The sequence below is a fragment of the Bacillus cereus group sp. MYBK30-2 genome, assembly GCF_051915945.1.
GTDB classification, from domain to species: Bacteria; Bacillota; Bacilli; order Bacillales; family Bacillaceae_G; genus Bacillus_A; species Bacillus_A paramycoides.
Genome location: NZ_JBQAFR010000012.1, coordinates 17,434 through 35,127, shown reverse-complemented (window position 1 = coordinate 35,127; position 17,694 = coordinate 17,434). Strand labels below are relative to the sequence as shown.

The following is a 17,694-nucleotide window of genomic DNA, read 5'->3' as shown; positions in this document are numbered from 1 at the left end:
CGCATCTCCTCATCAATCCATTAAAAAACCTTTTAATTATATATCAAGTTTTAATACTATTGAAATAATGAAAAAGGATATGCATAATTACATATTTCTCTTATTGATAGAATGTACCCTATTGAAAAGAAAGCCTTTCCTTGATATTATTAGTCTCTTTGTTGGCTTGATAGCGATAGGGTCCCGCCAACAAAACACGAATTTCGTACGATAAGGAATTTTTTATTAAAAAAACTTAGTTTTTCCGTACGTTAAGAAGGTTCCATAAGCGGTATTTAATTTCTGGTATGATACTTTGTTTAATGTTATTTGAGGATGGAATAGAATTGATTTAATGCTTATTACTATTGAGGAAAAAAATGAGTATTGTTCTGAAGATGGATTAACAATTATTTTGTTAGATAAAGATGAAAAAATGCCTACACTAGATGAGCCAACAGATGAAGGATATTGGATTGAAAAACCATCCGCTGTCTTTTTGGCTGATTGTTGAAATGAATTTTGGTGGATTTCGACTAATGTAGCTAAAGGGTTATGGAGAGAAGAAATACTTTACGCTTATGAACACTTAAATAGTGTAAGAGAAATGCTATTAACAATGCTTGAATGGAAAATTGGCATAGAAACCAATTTTTCATTCAGTGTAGGGAAAAACAGTAAGTACCTAGAGCGCTATGTTAATAAGGACATATGAGAAAGTTTATTGAAGACGTACCCTAATGGAGAGTATAAACAAGTATGGAATTCCCTTTTATAAAGAAAGAAGAATTACAGCCCTTCCCGAACAAGAAAGCCCATTGCCTTTAGGCATGGGATGAAAGTGAGGTTGGATACGGAGTGCTACTAAATAACCGCAAGGTTTGTGGCACTTTAGGTATCAAAAGTGTGGGTATCCTTTATTTTTTTACCTTTCGTGTTGCAGTTTTGCAATCGAACTGATACATTGTAAGCATGATAAATGATTATAGAAAAACCAAAACAACCGTTTCATTGATTAACTACCATTTTGTGTTTTGCCCACGATACAGAAGAAAGATTTTTCTTAACGCAAAAGTAGAAGAACGTTTCAAAGCGTTGGTACAAGAGCTATGTAACGAACTAGATATTGTTATTATTGCAATGGAATGTGACAAAGACCATGTTCACTTGTTCTTAAATGCACTACCAACACTTAGCCCTGCTGATATTATGGCGAAAATTAAAGGAGTGACGTCGAAGCGTTTAAGAGAAGAGTTTTCTCATCTCACGCATTTGCCAAGTCTGTGGACACGTTCCTATTTTATTTCTACTGCTGGGAATGTATCAAGTGAAACAATACAACATTATGTTGAAAGTCAAAAAACGAGGGGGTGAAACTTGTGACACAAACCATCACGGTCAAAGTTAAATTGCTTCCGACAAAAGAACAAATTAGGCTATTGGAACAAAGTAGTTCAGATTATATTAAACTCATTAATACACTGGTATCTGAAATGGTTGAAGCGAAGAAAAGCACGAAGAAAAGCACAAAGGATATTGAAGCCAACCTTCCAAGTGCGGTTAAAAATCAAGCGATTAAAGATGCGAAAAGTGTATTTTCTACAAAAGTGAAAAAGAGTAAATACAAAATTGTTCCGATTCTAAAAAGACCTGTTTGCGTGTGGAATAACCAAAACTATTCATTTGACTTCACGCACATTTTAATACCCTTTATGGTAAATGGAAGGTCAACTCGGTTAAAGATTCGTGCTTTATTAACCGACAAATACAATCGCAATTTTGAATTGTTGAAACACAAGTTAGGTACACTTCGTATCACAAAGAAATCTGCTAAATGGATCGCTCAAATATCTGTCACAATCCCTACAAACGAAAAAATGGGAACAAAGATTTTAGGAGTGGACTTAGGTCTCAAAGCTCCTGCGGTGGCCATCACAGACGATGATAAGGTTCGTTTCTTCGGAAATGGTAGACAAAACAAATATATGAAACGTAAGTTTCGTAGTATTCGCAAGAAGTTAGGAGAAGCTAAGAAATTGAATGCCCTTCGGCAACTTGATGATAAAGAACAAAGATGGATGCAAGACCAAGACCACAAAGTGAGTCGTGAAATCGTTGATTTCGCAACGAATAATAATATCTCTGTCATTCGATTAGAGCAACTAACGAACATTAGACAGACGGCACGAACAAGCCGTAAAAACGAAAAAAATCTACACACTTGGTCATTCTTTCGTCTAGCGCAATTCATCGAGTACAAAGCGACATTAGTTGGTATAAAGACTGAATATGTGAATCCTTCTTATACAAGTCAAACATGTCCGAAGTGTTCTGAAAAGAACAAAGCACAAGATAGAAAATATAAGTGCCAATGTGGATTTGAGAAGCATCGTGATATCGTTGGGGCGATGAACATTCGCTACGCAACTGTGATTGATGGTAATAGTCAATCAGCCTAAGAACCTATATGGTCTGTCTTAGGAGGGGTGATGGCACACCCTTATCTTGAAGGCTGTTCAAAACAGAAATGAACTGCGAACGGTTAGTCATTCAAGAATCCCATCCGTTACACCGTAAGGTGTAGGACTTGCGGCTTTAGCCGTGGGAGTGTCAAATGCTCTGCTAATTATGTTTACAAAAATCAGCCATCGAATGCAGGTCAAATTGTTACTTTTGAAGCTGTCCGAAAGCAATAAATATAAGGGAGCTGTTGTCCTATAGTGACAACAGCTCTTTTTTTGTTTCTGGTTCTCTTTTAACGTTTCAAAATTTGTATTGAAAATTGTAAGTTCTAGAAGTATCATATACATATTCAAACATTTGAAGATGTATATGATACTTTTGGAGTTTTAGTTAAAAATAAATACTAGAGGTGTTTTAATGGGAACCGAAATGCAACAATTTAAAGCTGATTTTTTTAAAGCCTTATCGCATCCTTTACGAATAGGTATTTTAGAAGTTTTGTCAGAAGGTGAAAAAAGTGTAAATGAAATTCAAAGCATTCTTAATAAGGAAGGTTCAGCTGTTTCTCAACAGTTAAGTGTGCTACGTGCTAAAAATATTGTTGTTGGCACCAAAGATGGAAAACGAGTTTTATATTCTCTTCGGGATCCTATGATTATGAATTTATTGGTAGTTGCACGGAAAATTTTTAACAATCATTTAATCGATACGATTTCAATGCTAGAAGAGCTAGATGAAACAGAAGGCGAAACGATAGTTAAGGAGGGGTAGGTTGAGCATTGAAGTTAAGAAGGAAGATATCATCCAACATGGGATTGAGATATTTCGCTCAATAGGAGCTCATCATGTTTGTAATATTTGTATTAACAGTGGGAATTCTTGTTGTTTTTCATGCCAGCATTTACAAGATGGAGTTGGGTGTCAAAAAAGAAATACAGCTTGTACAGCTTGGTTATGTGGAATTCAAGGTTTTTTATTGGATCAAATAGGATTATTGGATGAATGGAATCGTTTTTGGATTGAAATTCCAGGAAAGATGTTTCGTAGGGATATAACTCCAGATAATGTAAGGATTACATCGTTTATAGATACGAAGAAGCTAGATAGTCGAGCTGGGGAACTTCTAGCGGAAAGATTGGAATCCTACTTACAACAAGGTGGAGATATAGGTGAATTAGAGCGTCATTTAAGCAAAACGTATAGTAAATATTAGGATGGTGTTTTCTTTTGTGAAAATGAAAATCTCCTGTACAAGGGAACGAGAAATGCATTTGTAATCCAGATTTATTAAAAATAGAAAAGAAGGGTTTGTAATGAGAGGGTTATTTACGGGAAGGTTTGAAGGATATTCATTGGGTCATTTTCAAAAGGATCTTCTTTCAGGAATGATTGTTGGAGTTGTTGCGATTCCACTTGCTATGTCTTTTGCAATAGCCTCTGGTGTTAAACCGGAGTATGGAATTTATACAACATGTATTGCCGGGATACTCATTTCGCTATTTGGTGGTTCAAAGTATCAAATTGGAGGACCTACAGGTGCCTTTGTTCCAATTCTTTTAGGAATTGTCATTACCTATGGATATGAAGATTTACTACTTGCTGGTTTATTAGCTGGAATTATTTTATGTCTTATGGGAATTTTTAAACTAGGGTCTTTAATTAAGTTTATTCCACGTCCTGTAACAATTGGCTTTACGTCAGGAATTGCTGTCATTATCTTTACGGGACAAATTGCTAGTTTTTTAGGGCTAACAGGTATAAAAAAGCATGAGGAATTTATAGCAAATTTGCAGGAAATCTTTACTCATATCAGTATTACCAATTTTTACAGTGTTATAACTGCTTTGATTTGTTTTCTTGTCATACTCATAACACCAAAGATTTTGCCAAAAGTACCAGGTTCATTAGTAGGTGTTGTGATTTCAACTATAATTGCAACTGTATTTTTCTCAGGTCATGTACCTACTATAGGTACAGCATATGGCACGATTCCCAATACACTTCCGCAGTTTGATATACCAGAAATCACGGTAGAGCGTATAAAACAGTTAATTGGCCCTGCGTTTGTTATTGCCATGTTGGGTGGTATTGAATCTCTTTTATCCGCTGTCGTGGCAGACGGTATGACAAATAGTAAACACAACAGTAACAAAGAGCTTATTGGTCAGGGAATTGCTAATATTGTTACACCATTATTTGGAGGTATTCCGGCAACTGGAGCAATTGCCCGCACAGCAACCAATATTAAGAGTGGAGCTGTATCTCCGATGTCGGGTGTTATTCATGGAGGATTTGTGTTATTCACGCTTCTACTGTTAGCTCCATATGCTTCACATATTCCGCTTGCTAGTATGGCCCCTATTTTAATGGTGGTAGCTTGGAATATGAGCGAACAAAAACATTTTATTCACATACTTAAAATGAAGACAGGGGATTCCCTTGTATTACTTGTAACATTCCTGCTGACTGTATTTACAAGTTTGACAACAGCTGTGGAAATCGGACTTATTTTAGCTGTTATTTTATTTACAAAACGTATGAGCAACATGCTTGTTATATCTAAAGTGCTTCCAGATCACACAAGAAAGAACGAAAAATTGTTACCACATGTGGTAAATAAAGCTCACGATTGTCCACAAATAAGTATTTACACAATAGAAGGGCCATTATTCTTTGGGGCTGCTCAAACATTCGAACAAAACATTCTAGCGACCATTCATTATAAACCCGAAGTTTTAATTTTACGTATGGGAAAAGTTCCTTTTATTGATACAACAGGAGAATCCTATTTTAGAAATATTGTTCAGCATTTTAAAAGGCAAGGTGGCGTACTTCTTGTTTCAGGAATTCAATCAGAGCTAAAAACAACTCTAGATAAGAATGGATTATACGCTGAGATTGGGGAAGAAAACTTTTTTGATCATACAGGGGAAGCGATCAACTGTGCTTTAAGACATTTGAATACGAAAAAATGTATAGGATGTAAGCACTTCGCTTTTCATGAATGTACGGAGCTTGCTCAGCAATCTCAGGGAATGAATACAATAAAGAACAAAGCAAATGTATTAGATTATTAAAAAAATTAATGCACAGTAATCACATATGTTCCGGGGAAAAACTATCTGTTATATCTTAATAACTATTATACAAAGACTAGGAATAATTAAGTAATAATGATGGTGCAGATTCTTTTAAATGATGTGCTAAAAAATAGAAGACTATGAAGAATTTTATTATAAATCATGGATATAGAGGAGAATAAATAATGTCTGAATTTAAAAATCAAGTATTAAATGTGCTAGAAGAAGTATGTGAAAATGATATCGTAAAAGAGAACCTAGATGTGCAATTATTTGAAGAAGGAATTCTAGATTCTTTTGCTACAGTATCTTTATTAGTAGAATTTCAAGAACGTTTAAACATTGAAGTGTCTATTTCTGACTTTGACCGTGATGAATGGGCAACTCCGAACATGATTATTAAGAAATTGAAAGATATGCGATAAAAATAGGTTCTTAAAACATATATAAGGGCAGCTTCATAAATTTTAACTTTAAAATTGCTATTCTTATGAAATTATAAAAAGAAATTTTTAAAAGGCTATATAAAGAATGAATAATAACAAGTGGAGGAATATAAAATATGTCTAATTTACCTAATTGTCCAAAATGTAATTCAGAGTACACTTACGAAGATGGAAATTTTTTTGTTTGCCCAGAATGTGCCCATGAGTGGACTTTAGAATCAGAAACTGAAAATAGTGAAGATACAAAGGTAATTAAAGATGCGAATGGAAATATCTTAAACGATGGTGATTCTGTAACAGTAATCAAAGATCTTAAAGTAAAAGGAACTTCATCAGTGGTAAAAATCGGTACAAAAGTGAAGAGTATCCGTTTAGTTGATGGAGACCATGATATTGATTGTAAAATTGATGGTTTTGGAGCTATGAAATTAAAATCTGAATTTGTTAAAAAGGTTTAAATGTGAGGTTCATGTAACAGAACTAACTTGATCTAATTGTTTAAAGTCAATGAATGTACAACACTTTTAAGGCAGTAGAAGTTAACCATTTTTTATAATAGAAAGACCTCATTCAAAGATACTTATCAAAGATGAGGTCTTTTTATTTTTTTCTTTTTAACAAAACCATACCTAAAGTATTTTGATGAAATTTCAAACGGGATTGATCATCTCGCTAATGGTAATTTTACAAAAAAGGTACATATTTCATCAAATGATGAGTTTGGTGATATTTTGCAGAAAGTAGTAAAGATCAGCTCGTTGTTAACTTAGCACATGATTTAAGAACGCCATTAACATCTGTTTTAGGGTATTTAGATTTAATTCTTAAAGAGGAGAATTTAACGAGGGAACAGGTAAAACGTTTTTCTACGATTGCATTTACGAAATCGCAGCGACTTGAAAGTTTAATTGATGAGTTATTTGAAATTACTCGAATGAATTATGGCATGCTAAAGTTAGATAAAAAAACAATTAATATAAGTGAATTGCTTGTCCAGCTAGATGAGGAATTGTATCCACTATTGGAGAAGCATCATTTAGAAGCTAGATTGAATGTTGATTCTCACTTATATATTAACGGTGACGGGAATTTGTTGACTCGAGTATTTGAAAATCTTTTAACAAATGCGGTTCGATACGGAAATAACGGACAATTTGTTGATATGAACGGGTACATTGATCATGGGCAGGTTATCGTATAAATTATTAATTACGGAGATAGTATTCCAGAAGAAGATTTACCTTATCTTTTTGATATGCTTTATACATGTGATAAAGCAAGAACGGAGCAACAGGGCGGTACAGGTCTTGCTTTATTTATTGCAAAAACATCGTCGAACAGCATAATGGGACGATTTCTGTTGAAAGTAATGTAACAAGAACAATATTTGAAGTGAGATTGCCAAAAAAAGAAAGTTCACAAATTTAATCTTCACCCCACTTTTTATTTAATTAGTTTTTTCTCTATCCTATATGTATGTTAGATTAAGGAGAAACTAGAAATGAAGAAGTGGGTCTTTTTATATTGTACACATCAAATAATAGAGGTACAGAACCATCTCTATCCAGCTAAGATAAATTTGTATCCACATAAACAAAAAATGCTATTCTTTTTGTAGAAATATACAGAAAGGATGGTATTTTTGTATGAATCTATTGATGCAAGATGAGTGTAATTCAAACTTACAGCGATATCTATCTCTGTAAGTTTGAATTACAGTTTGATCAGAATTATTTCTCCTACTTTGGTTTAGCAACAAGCCAAAAGACTCCATTTTGAAAAAAAGATTGGTTAGTTTCGTCTATACAATCCCTTACAGAAAGGTGGACGCAAACACCATAGAAAACAGCCTTTGATATCTTAGACTTTGAATACAACTTTTCCATGTCCTACAATCATGTAGCGTAATCTAAAAATTGAAACCTGATAGGGTTTATTTGGTATGCAAATCTATAATGAGATTACACTGGAACCTTAGAAAAAAGAAATGCCTCACGTAAAATTAAACTTATATAAACTTAACCTGTTGGGTGTGGGGTGATACTCCTATTACAAGTATGATAGTTGATTGACCACATTTTCTAAAAATTGCTCTACTTTTTCTTTTGATGTATCAGGCGTATGATAACCAATCGTAAATGTAAGTCTTCCATTATAAGAGCTTGCCCCCATTGTAAAGAATGGGGCATACATAATAGGTGATGTCATATACCCGTCATCGGCTAGAACTTTACCAAACTTAATAGGTTCATCTGCTATCACCCCTAAATTTGTAAGTAACGGCAACGCCATCCCCATTTGTAAAGCCTGTTCGTATTGCTTTTTATACATTTCTTTCACCTCAGATAGCTTTAGACCTGCCAGTAACTCCATTCCTGCGGCTGAAGAGAGACCTGGATTTTGAGATTTTATTTTATCCATTGATTGTTTGACTCGAACTAGAGTCTGATTAAATGATTCATTATCTTCCATTTTAATCACTGGCATTTCCATACCGGATAAATTGCAAATTGCACCAGTTGTATGATTGGGAAGATATCGGCGTAAATCAATTGTTAAACCAATCATTTTTTCTGCAGTGCGAGGTTCCGCATACACAGTGAAATGTGATAAAGATCGGAAGTATGCAGCCATAATGACATCATTCAAGGTGGCCTGTTGTGCTTTTGTCCATTGGGTTAGACGTAGAGTTTGCTCATGGCTCAACCGCCGTACGGACATTTTGGGGTATGCATTTTCGTTCGGTTGACATGGAAAAGACCATAACGATGCTTGTTGTTCTTGGCTAGGACGATACGCACTTTTTACGTCTGATATTCCAGCATAGTTGAAAACAGGTGATTGATCGCGAAAACTCCCATTCCCCGTGCCAAATTCCTTTATAATTTGATCCTTAGAATGCCCCTGGGAAAGTTGAGTATATATTGCTCCAAGTAAACTGAGATATTCCTTGACTCCTGCACCATCTGAACAAAGATGTGATAATTTAACAACTAACATATTTGTTGTAGTGCCTTGTAATAATTTTGTTTGAACCATTGGCCCATGAATATAATCTCCAGGTTCCTTAATAAAATCTATTGCCATCATTTCAAGTTCTTGATCGTTTCCTTCTGCAAAAAAACAAGTCATTGATTTAGTACTAGATGAATGTTCCTCCCAGTAAGGAATATCACTTTCTACAAAACGGCTGTTCAAAACTGGCTGTAATTGTAACGTTATCCTTACTGATTGTTCAAGCATTTCCTTTGATATACCTATAGGAAAATAAAGAACGGCATTAATTTGTTGATTTGCAGAATAAAGACCTAGTATATAATTCATTCGATCTTGAGGTGTTACTGGATACTTTCTTTGTTCCATAATTTCTCCCTCCTAATTAAGACTATTTTTGGTTATAATCTTGTTCCTCATATGGTTGTAACTCTTCTTCAAGGGCTAATAATGCTTCGTTTTCAATTTTTTTAGTTTGTCACTTATGAAGGCATCTTTTTCGTGCTGGTTCTATGCTTTAATTGCTATTAACATTCCTTATTGCTTTTAAAAACAAACATTAATTTATTTTGTTTGGTTATACATAAACATTTTATAATAACGTTTATTTTCAATCAACAAAAATAAATGAATCATTTTCACCTTTTTCCGACATTTATCTCCCACCTATTTTCTGGCGCTATCACACCTTCACACAAATTGAGGAAGGAATCTTCTATAGTATCTTATTTGATATTTATTTATATATAAATTCGTGTAATATAATATGAAATAATACATTTTATAATACTTTATTAAGATAAAATGTTATATTTTTGGGTGGAATATATAAATGGAGGAAATGTAATGAACAAGAATTTAAAATTTACTCAAATGATGATTGGTATTAGTACGATGGCATTATCATTTGGAAGTATTCAAACGCAAGTATCAGCAGAAGAAAAAGCACCCTATAATATGTTACAGATGAAACCAATTGGGGCTGAAACTTTAAAAGATGAAATTGCACATGCTACAAAAGCGGATGAAACATTGACTTTTGAAAAGCGTTTAAAAGTAGGCGATTTTTCACAACGACCTACTCTAGTTATGAAACGTGATGAAAGTCAAGTAAAGTAAAACTACACTCTGGCAGAACTGAATAAAATACCTGATAGCGAATTCATTGATACGCTATCAAGAATTTCTTGGAATCAAATTACTGATTTATTCCAATTTAATCAAGATACGAAAGCTTTCTATCAAAATAAAGAACGCATGAACGTTATCATTAATGAATTAGGACAACGAGGAAGAGCTTTTACGAAAGAGGACTCAAAGGGAATTGAGACATTTGTTGAGATATTACGTTCTGCGTTTTATGTGGGATATTATAATAATGAATTAAGTTACTTAAAAGAGAGAAGCTTCCATGATAAATGTTTACCAGCATTAAAAGCAATTGCAAAAAATCCAAACTTTACATTAGGTACAGCTGAGCAAGATAGAGTAGTAGTTGCGTATGGAAAATTAATTAGTAATGCTTCTAGTGATGTTGAAACAGTACAGTATGCGGCAAATATTTTAAAACAGTATAACGATAACCTTTCTACGTATGCAAATGATTATGCGAAAGGACAAGCTGTATATGAAATCGTAAAAGGTATTGATTATGATATACAGTCTTATTTGCAGGAGACGAATAAAAAGCCTAATGCAACAATGTGGTATAGAAAGATTGATAACTTTATAAATGAGGTTAGTAGAATTGCTCTCATACGGAATATAACAACTGAAAATAGTTGGCTAATTAATAATGGGATTTATTATGCAGGACGTTTAGGGAAATTTCATAGTAATCCAAACAAAGGGTTGGAAGTTATTACACAAGCGATGAACATGTATCCTCGTCTAAGTGGACCTTATTTTGTAGCGGTAGAGCAAATTAAAACAAACTATGGTGGAAAAGATTATAGTGGAAATGCAATAGATTTACAAAAAATCCGTGAAGAAGGGAAACAACAATACTTACCTAAAACATATACATTTGATGATGGATCTATTGTCTTTAAGACAGGTGATAAAGTAACAGAAAAAAAAATTAAAAGGTTATATTGGGCAGCCAAAGAAGTAAAAGCACAATATAACCTTTTAATTGGAAATGATAAAGCACTAGAACCAGGTAACGCAGATGATGTACTGACAATTGTAATTTATAATAATCCGGATGATTATCAATTAAATAGACAGTTATATGGATATGAAACGAACAACGGTGGGATTTATATTGACGAGAAGGGGACTTTCTTTACATATGAGCGTACGCCAAAGCAGAGTATTTATAGTCTAGAAGAGTTATTCCGTCACGAATTCACACATTATTTACAAGGAAGGTACGAGGTTCCTGGTTTATTTGGGAGCGGAGAACTGTATCAAAATGAACGATTAACTTGGTTCCAAGAAGGGAATGCAGAATTTTTTGCAGGATCTACACGTACAAATAATGTTGTGCCACGTAAAAGTATTATAAGTGGCTTATCATCTAATCCAGCAAGCCGTTATACAGCAAAGCAAACTTTGTTCGCAAAATATGGATCATGGGATTTTTATAATTATTCCTTTGCATTACAGTCTTATTTATATAATCATCAATTTGAAACCTTTGATAAGATTCAGGATTTAATCCGTGCAAACGATGTGAAAAATTATGACGCGTATCGTGAATCATTAAGTAAAGATGCACAGTTGAATACAGAATATCAAACGTATATGCAGAAGTTGATTGATAATCAGGATAAATACAATGTACGGCAAGTAACAAATGATTATTTAATACAACACGCACCAAAGCCAGTAGCTGAATTGAAGAAAGAAATTGTAGATGTAGCAAATATAAAAGATGCAAAAATTACAAAACATGAGTCGCAATTCTTTAACACATTTACCGTGGAAGGCACGTACACAGGTGGTACATCAAAAGGTGAGTCTGAAGATTGGAAAACGATGAGTAAACAAGTAAATCAAACTTTGGAGCAGTTACCCCAAAAAGGGTGGAGCGGCTATAAAACAGTTACAGCCTATTTTGTTAACTATCGTGTGAATGCAGCCAATCAGTTTGAATATGATATTGTTTTCCATGGTGTTGCGACAGAGGAAAAAGAAAAAACAACTACTATAGTAAATATGAATGGACCATACAGCGGGATAGTAAATGAAGAAATTCAATTCCATAGCGATGGTACAGAAAGTGAAAACGGAAAAATTATTTCTTATCTATGGAATTTTGGAGATGGTACAACAAGTACAGAAGCGAATCCTACCCATAGATATGGAGAAAAAGGAACATATACTGTGGAACTAACAGTGAAAGATAGTAAAGGAAAAGAAAGTAAAGAACAAACAAAAGTTACTGTAAAACAAGATCCGCAAACAGGTGGATCCCTTGAAGAGGAGAAGGTACTCCCATTTAATAAGCTTGTAAAAGGAAATTTGATTACTCCTGATCAGACAGATGTTTATACGTTTGATGTTACAGTTCCGAAAGAAGTAGATATTTCTGTGATAAATGAACAAAATATTGGGATGACATGGGTACTTTATCATGAATCAGATATGCAAAATTACGTAGCTTGTGGTGAAGATGAAGGAAATGCTATAAAGGGAAAATACACAGCGAAACCAGGGAAATATTATTTGAATGTGTATAAATTTGATGATAAAAATGGTGAATATTCATTATTAGTAAAATAAATTCATTTCTAATATGTATATAACGGTTTTAGGGATAAAACATAAGACCTTTATTTTCAAAATCATAAAATTGGATTCATTTATTAACTGTTCTGATAAAAGTATTTTTGTGATGAAGACCCAAAGAATACTATAAATAAAACAAAAGCAGTAGAGCTTGTTGAACAAGAATTAAATAAAAAATTAAATGATGAAAAAAAGAGGTGCTAAAGCTGGTAAAGTACATGAATACAAACGATCCATTTGATTTTAGAGTTCCGTCAGCAAAGTTATTTGAGGCACTAGAAAACATGTTAAAAGAATTAGAATTACATGGTAAGAGTAATAAAGAGTATGAAGATTTATTATCGCAAGCAAAAGCATATGGATTAATAGAAGTATAATGATAGTAAGCCCTCTTTGATATTATAAAGAGGGCTTTTATATGTTTTTCATATAGGCTCTTTGCATAATCAAAAAATTACTCTCATTCATTTTTTTACTACTTCTAAATTTTATATATCATAAAATACAGTTCACCAAATACTTTTAGTCGAATTTTATTTCAAATCAGATGTAGATTTAAAATAAAGTCACGATGTTTAAAAAAAGACGCGAAGTTTTGAAGGAAGTTGTAACGTTTCTAAAAAAGATGCGATTCTTTATTCCAAAGCAACATATGGAACTTAATTGTGTTATGCATTGTTTTTGGAATCTTATTCTTCATTCTTATTTTCAATGTTTTTTAATTCTACATGTTTGGATTTATTTTTGAAATCTAAATAACTAATATAAGAAAGTAGTTCCTCTTCGAATACTTGAATATCCTTGCTTTTTTCATACAATTTATGAGCCAATTGTACAACAGATTCTATTTCTTGTTCCTCATTACCTAAAACTTGGTGATTTAACAAATAGTCGGTACTAACCATAAAATAGCTTGCGATCTTTTTTAGCATATCGAAGTTGGGCTCTTTTTTTCCAAGCTCCCACGCAGATATTGCACTTCCTGTCACGTCTAACTCTTTACCCAATGTGTGTAAGCTAAGTTTTTTTTGTGATCTTAAATTCCTAAGATTCTGTCCAAAAGTATTTTCTTCCAATGAAATCAACCTTTCAATTTTTTTTATTAACGACTTGTGTAGATTTGAAATAAAGCGGCGATGTTTGAAAAGGGTTGTAATCAAACTTTATTCTAAAGCTAGAGCAACACTTTTTCTATTTCATATATATGAAGAATTTGAACCTGAACTAACTGTAAAGATTTCACATCTCCCATTTCTAGCCATTCGAAGAGAAATTTAATAAGAAAAAGCGCCTGGATTCAGTTTAAACTAAGTTGCCTCTAACAAAGATTTGAATATGTCCCCAGGCTGTCCCTGATTTTATTTTTCTTACCTGTCCAGGACTGATATGGAACATTTCTGCAATCTCCCTTGATGACATATTAGTATATAATGCTAATTTTTTAATTTCTATCGCTTGTTCTTCTGTAAGTTTCGCTCTATTATGTCTTTCACCTATTTTAGACTTAGATAAATTCTCACAATGTTGCTCGGAGAAAAGTTTACCGCTATCTTTCACACCATTATGCTGGTAGTTAAGTTCTGGTTTTAACTCTTTTATATACCTTTTTGCTTTTTTCTGTAATTCATTATAATCCCCTATCTCTAATATCGTAACACTCAGTTCACTGTCTCCGTATTTTTGATACATATCTAATAGTTTTTGGTTTATCAATTTTCCATTGTTTAATTTTGATATAGTTGAAACCATTGTTGGGATCATAGACTTCCCGTAAGTAACATACGTATAATCATGAATACGGATTGATAATATTGCTGCCGTATCATATAGGTTCATATGCTCATACTCTTTTAAGTTTGTAATATAATCTTTGTAATAACGCATCCTCTCACCTCTTTATCATATATCAATCTCTTTACCTAAATTTTAACATATATAATCTTAATCATAGTAGTTAGCTATATAAATCTTTTTATAATTTTATATAAATAAAAAGATTTAATCTATCAAAAATAGTTGTAGAATGAAAAGTTGTTTTCTGAATGTGCAATCATTTTTTGTTATCGAAAAATGAAATATCGCAACTACATTAGATATTCCTTCAGAAGAACTGAAGGGATGTCTAATGAACATAATATGTGTTTATTGGTAGTTGAATAATATATACTATCTGTAATACTTATCTCTTATAATCGTATAGTAGTAAATCGCTTATCTTTATTCATAATTGTCGCATTAAAATAAAGTCATGGTGATTTTCACCTATTAATATTGTAAATTTATAATAAAGTTTGACCGTTTGTAATAAAGTTGCACCGTTTATAAAAAAGAATAATTAAAAGTCCTGTATTGATGCAGGATTTTTTTGTTCTGCAATTGAACCATATTTTGGAATAAAGAAGGGAATTGGATTGTTCACTTTGAAATAGTAAGTTATTCCAGAAAAGAGCAAGGTTACTGTATAAAGATAAACATACTAAATTTATAGAAATGGAGGAAGTCAATTGGAACAAATCACACAAAATATTTATTCACCGCCAAAACATATAGTTTCAGCAGCGACTATTGTAATCAATGAACAAAAAGAAATTCTATTGATCAAGGGACCTAGAAGAGGTTGGGAAATGCCAGGTGGACAAGTTGAGGAAGGAGAGTCCTTGAAAGATGCTGCAATAAGGGAAACTAAAGAGGAAACAGGTATTGATATTGAGGTTTTAAAATTTTGTGGAGTATTCCAGAATGTGAACCATTCAATATGTAATACGTTGTTCTTAGCTAAACCAGTTGGAGGCAAATTAACGACTACACCAGAAAGTTTGGAATTAGGGTTCTATCCTATTGAGCAAGCTTTAGAAATGGTAAAATTTATGAATTTCAGACAAAGAATTGAATACAGTTTGGATGAAAACAAACAACCTTTTTATATAGAATTTTAAGAAACGATCTTCCATTATAGTGCGCTATTATTGAACAACATAAGTGAAAAATGATCAATCTTTTTTATAAAAACCAATCTTAAATCTATTAGAAAAGCATTCATTTTGATCAATCTTTTTTCAAAATGGATGTTTTTAATTTATTGTAAAATGCTGGATTGCGGGGTATTTTTGAACAAACTTTATTTCAAAGCTACAAATATAAAGAGCGAATTTATAGCGAAAACTACTATCTCATTGTATTTTATGTGTCTAAATAAGGAGGTTTAATAAATGAAACTAGTTACATGGAATGCAGCGATGGGATTTAGAAATAAGATTGAAAAAATATTCCCTTTTAATGCAGATATTTTAGTCATTCCTGAATGTGAAGCTCATGAAAAATGGAGAGCAAGCAAGTATCAAAAGGATATCGAACCGTTTCTTTGGTTCGGAGACAATCGAAACAAAGGAATTGGAATAATTACATTAAATAATACTTATCAAATTGAAGTTCATCCGGATTATGATGATGATTTTCGCTATATAATTCCTTTGAAAGTCAGCGGTAAACAAGATTTTATTTTGTTTGCAGTTTGGTCACAAAAAACTAAAAACCGATATGATAGTTACATAGGTCAAATCTATAAAGCATTAGAACACTACAAACATTTACTACAGGAACCATGTATCATTGTGGGTGACTGGAACAGTAATAAGAAATTCGATCATATCAAAAGGGTTGGAACACACTCTATGGTCGTTGAACGTCTTAAAAGTGTAGGCATTAGAAGTGCTTACCATCGTTTTTTTAAAGAAAAACATGGGCAAGAAACTAAACCGACCTATTTTTTTAGAAAAGATAAGAGTAGCCCTTTTCATATTGATTTTTTGTTTGCTTCTGAGATAATCCTTGATCAATTAAGCCTTGTTGAGGTAGGTTCCTTTGAAAAATGGATTAAGAGCAGTGATCATATGCCAATATATATAGAATTTGATAAGTAAATCTTAAATCTCTGGCAGCATATGTTTCGTGATAATAAAGTCGTTTAAATCATAATATAATTGTTTAAAAAATAATAAAGTCATTTAAAATTAAATTGTTGATGATGCTATTCAACAAACGGGGAAGGAACTGTTGGAGAACTGAATCTGATGAACTTTGGGAGGTCTGAAATTGTCCATCGAGAAAATCCTATCGATTGTGGCCGTATTGTTCTTTTTGGGTTATTTTATTTTTTTTCTCATACTTCACTTTAAGAAAACAGGCTATCATCCTATTCGACATGCTGTAAGTGATTACGGTGTAGGTGCTACAAAAAATTTATTTTTAATTTACGCTTGGCTCAGCAATTTAGGGGCATTGTCACTTTCTATCGTGTTGTTGAATGTAAAAGAACGCTTCTCCATATCCGCGTCCATTCCGATTTTAATCATTCTAATGGTCATCTCCCGTATCCTTATGTTATTCTTTCCAACTGACCTAGAAGGAGAAAAACTTACGGTTCGAGGAAAACTCCATTACTTATTTGCTATTCTTGCGTTCACTTTTTCCTATATGGTCATTGATCGTGGAGGAAGTCATTTAAAATTACTGGAAGGCTTTAAAAATCTAGAACCATTTTTTCACATCATAACAATGATTTCTTCTATCTCGCTTGGGGCTGTTGTTGTAACGATGTTCAAGCCGTTGCGATTTATCTTTGGGATTTGTGAGCGAGTGTTCCTGTTGTCAATCAACATTTGGTTTATTGTTGTAAGCATCTGGTTCGTTTACCTTCTATGATAAATGAATGTATTGGTAGAAGGTTTTTAACAATTAAACAAACGCGCGTGATTGTTGCATAATGATTGGGTTTTTAAATGTAGTGTAGTGCTTTGAGAAAAAAGACAAATCTTTTACGAAAAATAATTCCTACTTTCTACATAAAAAGTAGGAATTTATTCATTTTTAATAGACTTAGGGAAATGAATAATGTTCGTTGCTTATTCAAGAAAAGCCCCCATTAGTTGAAAAGGCTTGGTATTAATTCACACAAAATCTAATATCCTAATGAAAAAGAAATTGATAATTTACTCAAA

The 17,694-nt window shown here is 32.9% G+C and carries 14 protein-coding genes and 4 pseudogenes; 15 read left to right on the top strand and 3 right to left on the bottom strand.

The window, feature by feature from the left end; all coding sequences use genetic code 11:
• Nucleotides 1-299: 299 nt before the first annotated feature.
• From ACTFQM_RS26255 to ACTFQM_RS26210, 10 genes and pseudogenes are all read left to right on the top strand, one after another.
• A pseudogene (locus ACTFQM_RS26255) lies at nt 300-691 on the top strand (aminoglycoside 6-adenylyltransferase); the annotation flags it as partial.
• Nucleotides 692-951: 260 nt separating this feature from the next.
• Nucleotides 952-1,353: an IS200/IS605 family transposase gene (gene tnpA / locus ACTFQM_RS26250; protein ID WP_025149721.1), complete on the top strand. Its 402-nt coding sequence runs from the start codon at nt 952-954 to the stop codon at nt 1,351-1,353.
• 5 nt (nt 1,354-1,358) lie between these two features.
• The gene (locus ACTFQM_RS26245; RefSeq protein WP_427350521.1) at nt 1,359-2,438 is read left to right on the top strand and encodes an RNA-guided endonuclease TnpB family protein; all 1,080 of its coding nucleotides are present in this window, start codon (nt 1,359-1,361) and stop codon (nt 2,436-2,438) included.
• Nucleotides 2,439-2,570: 132 nt separating this feature from the next.
• A pseudogene (locus ACTFQM_RS26240) lies at nt 2,571-2,675 on the top strand (class I SAM-dependent methyltransferase); the annotation flags it as partial.
• A 184-nt stretch (nt 2,676-2,859) separates the two neighbouring features.
• Complete coding sequence (locus ACTFQM_RS26235) at nt 2,860-3,213, top strand: ArsR/SmtB family transcription factor (RefSeq protein ID WP_002175213.1); 354 nt, start codon at nt 2,860-2,862, stop codon at nt 3,211-3,213.
• Between the two features lies 1 nt (nt 3,214).
• The gene (locus ACTFQM_RS26230) at nt 3,215-3,655 is read left to right on the top strand and encodes a hypothetical protein (protein WP_025149719.1); all 441 of its coding nucleotides are present in this window, start codon (nt 3,215-3,217) and stop codon (nt 3,653-3,655) included.
• Nucleotides 3,656-3,755: 100 nt separating this feature from the next.
• Nucleotides 3,756-5,519, top strand: a complete 1,764-nt coding sequence (locus ACTFQM_RS26225; protein WP_440036881.1) for a SulP family inorganic anion transporter — start codon at nt 3,756-3,758, stop codon at nt 5,517-5,519.
• Between the two features lie 188 nt (nt 5,520-5,707).
• Nucleotides 5,708-5,947, top strand: a complete 240-nt coding sequence (dltC, locus tag ACTFQM_RS26220) for a D-alanine--poly(phosphoribitol) ligase subunit DltC (RefSeq protein ID WP_002175210.1) — start codon at nt 5,708-5,710, stop codon at nt 5,945-5,947.
• A 137-nt stretch (nt 5,948-6,084) separates the two neighbouring features.
• On the top strand, nt 6,085-6,426 hold the full coding sequence (locus ACTFQM_RS26215; protein ID WP_025149717.1) for a zinc ribbon domain-containing protein YjdM: 342 nt from the start codon (nt 6,085-6,087) through the stop codon (nt 6,424-6,426).
• Between the two features lie 138 nt (nt 6,427-6,564).
• Nucleotides 6,565-7,396: pseudogene (locus ACTFQM_RS26210) on the top strand (HAMP domain-containing sensor histidine kinase); the annotation flags it as partial.
• 621 nt (nt 7,397-8,017) lie between these two features.
• On the opposite strand, the gene ACTFQM_RS26205 reads toward ACTFQM_RS26210, so the two are convergent.
• Nucleotides 8,018-9,331 carry a condensation domain-containing protein gene (locus ACTFQM_RS26205; protein WP_440036879.1) on the bottom strand — a complete coding sequence of 438 codons (1,314 nt, stop codon included), beginning with the start codon at nt 9,329-9,331 and terminating at the stop codon, nt 8,018-8,020.
• Between the two features lie 477 nt (nt 9,332-9,808).
• On the opposite strand from ACTFQM_RS26205, the pseudogene colA reads away from it, so the two are divergent.
• Both colA and ACTFQM_RS26195 read left to right on the top strand, forming a co-directional pair.
• A pseudogene (gene colA / locus ACTFQM_RS26200) lies at nt 9,809-12,691 on the top strand (collagenase ColA).
• A 224-nt stretch (nt 12,692-12,915) separates the two neighbouring features.
• Nucleotides 12,916-13,074, top strand: coding sequence for a hypothetical protein (locus ACTFQM_RS26195; RefSeq protein WP_440036877.1), 159 nt, complete (start codon nt 12,916-12,918; stop codon nt 13,072-13,074).
• A gap of 312 nt (nt 13,075-13,386) precedes the next feature.
• On the opposite strand, the gene ACTFQM_RS26190 is transcribed toward ACTFQM_RS26195, so the two are convergent.
• Together ACTFQM_RS26190 and ACTFQM_RS26185 are read right to left on the bottom strand one after the other, a co-directional pair.
• On the bottom strand, nt 13,387-13,773 hold the full coding sequence (locus ACTFQM_RS26190; RefSeq protein WP_440036874.1) for a helix-turn-helix domain-containing protein: 387 nt from the start codon (nt 13,771-13,773) through the stop codon (nt 13,387-13,389).
• Nucleotides 13,774-13,999: 226 nt separating this feature from the next.
• Nucleotides 14,000-14,581 carry a hypothetical protein gene (locus ACTFQM_RS26185; RefSeq protein WP_440036872.1) on the bottom strand — a complete coding sequence of 194 codons (582 nt, stop codon included), beginning with the start codon at nt 14,579-14,581 and terminating at the stop codon, nt 14,000-14,002.
• A 620-nt stretch (nt 14,582-15,201) separates the two neighbouring features.
• Here ACTFQM_RS26185 and ACTFQM_RS26180 point away from each other — a divergent pair.
• The 3 genes from ACTFQM_RS26180 to ACTFQM_RS26170 all read left to right on the top strand — a co-directional run bounded on the left by ACTFQM_RS26180 (nt 15,202) and on the right by ACTFQM_RS26170 (nt 17,398).
• Nucleotides 15,202-15,633 (top strand): NUDIX hydrolase, encoded by a 432-nt coding sequence (locus ACTFQM_RS26180; RefSeq protein WP_440036870.1) that lies wholly within the window; start codon nt 15,202-15,204, stop codon nt 15,631-15,633.
• 273 nt (nt 15,634-15,906) lie between these two features.
• Entirely contained in the window at nt 15,907-16,617 is a 711-nt protein-coding gene (locus ACTFQM_RS26175; protein WP_440036867.1) for an endonuclease/exonuclease/phosphatase family protein, read from the top strand.
• A gap of 172 nt (nt 16,618-16,789) precedes the next feature.
• Nucleotides 16,790-17,398, top strand: a complete 609-nt coding sequence (locus ACTFQM_RS26170; RefSeq protein ID WP_440036864.1) for a DUF998 domain-containing protein — start codon at nt 16,790-16,792, stop codon at nt 17,396-17,398.
• Nucleotides 17,399-17,694: the final 296 nt, after the last annotated feature.